Here is a 2754-nt window from a genome sequence, read left to right on the forward strand (position 1 = left end):
GCCCCTAGCTCGCGCCATGATCGGCAAGGAGACCGGCGACGTGGTCGAGGTGAACACCCCCGGCGGCGGCAAGGCCTACGAGATCCTCAAGGTCGAGTGGCTCTAGCCCAGGCGCTGTCTTGACCCTTCCGCCATCGCCGCCTGCCGGGCGTCCGCTCACCATCTGGGCGGTGTCCGACGGGCGCGCGGGCATCGAGGCCCAGGTCGTCGGCCTGGCCAACGCCCTGGCCCGCCAGCGGCCGGCGCAGGTCGTCGTCAAGCGCATCGCCTGGAAAAGCTGGTTCGGCCGCCTGCCCTGGTGGCTGGTCCCCTTTCCCCATCGACTGCTTACGGACAAGGGCGACGTCGCGCCGCCATGGCCCGACATCTGGGTCGCGGCGGGGCGCGCCACCCTGCCGCTGTCGATCCGCATGCGCCGCTGGTCGGGCCGCAAGACCTATGTGGTGCAGATCCAGGATCCGCGGATGCCGACGCGGCTGTTCGACCTGGTCATTCCGCCCCGCCATGACCGGCTGGAGGGCGAGAACGTCTTTCCGATCACCGGCTCGCCCGGCCGCGTCAACGCCGAGCGCATGGCCCAGGACCTCGCCCGCTTCCGGGGCGAGCTCGACGCCCTGCCCCGGCCGCGCGTCGCGGTCATCGTCGGCGGCAAGTCCAAAGCCCACGACCTCTCGCCCGAACGCGCAGCGGCCATGGCGCGCGACATCGAGGTCCCGGTCGCTCAGGACGGCGGCTCGGTGATGGTGTCCTTCACCCGCCGCACGCCCGAGCGCGCCAAGGCGATCCTGGAGGCCCGGCTGAAGACCCTGCCCGGCGTCATCTGGAACGGCGAAGGCGACAATCCCTATTTCGCCTACCTCGCGGCGGCCGACTACATCCTGGTCACCGAGGACTCGACCAACCTCGCCACCGACGCAGCCTCCACCGGCAAGCCGGTCTTCGTGATGAAGATGGACGGCGACAGCCTGAAGCTGCGGCTGTTCCATGAAGACCTCGAACGCCTGGGCGCTGCGCGCCCGTTCGGCGGCGCCTTCCATAGCTGGACCTACGAACCCCTCGCCGAAACCGAACGCGCGGCCGCCGAGGTCCTGCGCCGCTACGACGCCGGCAAGGCCTGAGCCATGGCCCTCGCCGTCCGCCTGGCCGCTCCCGACGACGCCCAGGCCGCGATCGCCCTCGATCCCGTCGCCGCCGTCAGCAATCACCGCGCCGGCTGGCTGCGCGCCGCCTTCGCGGGCGAGCATGGCAGGGTCGCGCACCTGGCCTTGCTGGACGGCGAGCCAGCCGGCTTCGCCGTGGTCGGCGCCTTCTTCAGCAATCCCTTCCTTGACCTCATCGTCACTGGCCAAGCCTTCCGGCGCCGCGGCGTCGCCAGCGCCCTGCTGGGCGAGATCGAAGCCATCCACGCAGCCCAAAAGCTGTTCGTCTCGACCAACGTCTCCAACACGGTGATGCGCGATCTCCTGTCCGCCCGCGGCTATCTGCCGGCCGGTCAGGTCGACCACCTCGATCCCGGCGATCCAGAGCTGTTCTTCGTACGCTTGCCGCGCTGAGCCGCCTTCCCTTTCCAAAGCCCGGCTTTGAGGGTCCCATGGGCGCGACATGATTCTGCGGCCTCGCATCCTCTTCATCGCCAACGCCGGCCCTGCGGTCGGCGGCGGGCATGTGATGCGCTCGCTCAGCCTGGCCGGCGCCCTGCAGCAGCATGGGGCCGAGTGCGTGTTCCTGGTTTCACCGGATGTCGCGGCCATGCTGGACGCCTTCACCCCCGACATGGCGCGTGAGCCGGCGACCTCATTGGCGCCCACCGCCATCGTCCAAGCCGCAACGGAGATCGCCTTCGACGCCGTGGTCTTCGACCACTACGGCCTGGCCCGCGACGAACACCAGGCCATAGCCCAGGGCCGGCCGGCCCTGGTCATCGACGACCTCGCCGACCGGCCGCTGGCCGCCGATGTCGTGCTCGACTCCGGCCCGGCGCGAACCGAGGCCGACTATGCCGGCCTGGCCGAAGGCGCGCGCCTGCTGCTCGGCCCGCGCTACGCCCCCTTGCGCCCGCAGTTCGCCGCCCTGCGAGACGACGCCATCGCGCGGCGCGGCGGGCCGGTGGAGCGGGTTCTGATCGCGATGGGCATGACCGATGTCGGCGGCGTCACGGCCCGCGTGGTGGACCGGTTGCGCCAGCGTATCGGCCAGGTCGCCCTGGACGTCGTGCTGGGCGCAGGCGCGCCCAGCCTGCCGAGCCTGCGCCGCGTCGCCGCCCACGACGCGCGCCTGCACCTCCATGTCGATGCTCAGGACATGGCCGAACTGACCTTGCAAGCCGACATCGCCATCGGCGCCGGCGGCTCGACCTCGTGGGAGCGCTGCACCCTCGGCCTTCCGTCCCTGACCATCGTGCTGGCGGAGAATCAGCGTGCGGCCGCCCAGGCCCTGGCGCAGCAGGGCGCGACCCTGACGATCGACGCCGCCGGCGGCGATTTCGACTCAAACTTCGACCGCGCCGCCGTGCGGCTGATGAGCGATCCTGCGACCCGCGCGCGCCTGACGGCGGCCAGCCTGGAGGTCTGCGACGGCCTGGGCGCGCCGCGTGTGGCCGAGGCCTTCCTGGAAGCGATCGCTAAGCGCGCCTAGATCGTGCTTGGATTTGATTGAATCGCGGGATTCCGGTTTTGGGCGGATCGTGATTCAAGATGTGGGCTGGGCGGAGGCCAGCCTGCATGGTTCGACCCTATTCGATGGATCTGCGAGAGC

The 2754-nt window shown here is 70.7% G+C and carries 4 protein-coding genes; all 4 read left to right on the forward strand.

Going from position 1 to position 2754, the window contains the following annotated elements; translation table 11 throughout:
* Positions 1-106: GreA/GreB family elongation factor (locus ACE3TL_RS16870; protein ID WP_374579819.1), on the forward strand; the 106-nt coding region annotated here is incomplete at its 5' end.
* Between the two features lie 13 nt (positions 107-119).
* The gene (locus ACE3TL_RS16875) at positions 120-1118 is read left to right on the forward strand and encodes a mitochondrial fission ELM1 family protein (protein WP_374579816.1); all 999 of its coding nucleotides are present in this window, start codon (positions 120-122) and stop codon (positions 1116-1118) included.
* Positions 1119-1121: 3 nt separating this feature from the next.
* Positions 1122-1553: an N-acetyltransferase family protein gene (locus tag ACE3TL_RS16880; protein WP_374579817.1), complete on the forward strand. Its 432-nt coding sequence runs from the start codon at positions 1122-1124 to the stop codon at positions 1551-1553.
* Between the two features lie 49 nt (positions 1554-1602).
* Positions 1603-2634: a UDP-2,4-diacetamido-2,4,6-trideoxy-beta-L-altropyranose hydrolase gene (gene pseG / locus ACE3TL_RS16885; RefSeq protein WP_374579818.1), complete on the forward strand. Its 1032-nt coding sequence runs from the start codon at positions 1603-1605 to the stop codon at positions 2632-2634.
* Positions 2635-2754 lie beyond the last annotated feature (120 nt).

Source organism: Phenylobacterium sp. (assembly GCF_041920015.1).
GTDB lineage: Bacteria > Pseudomonadota > Alphaproteobacteria > Caulobacterales > Caulobacteraceae > Phenylobacterium.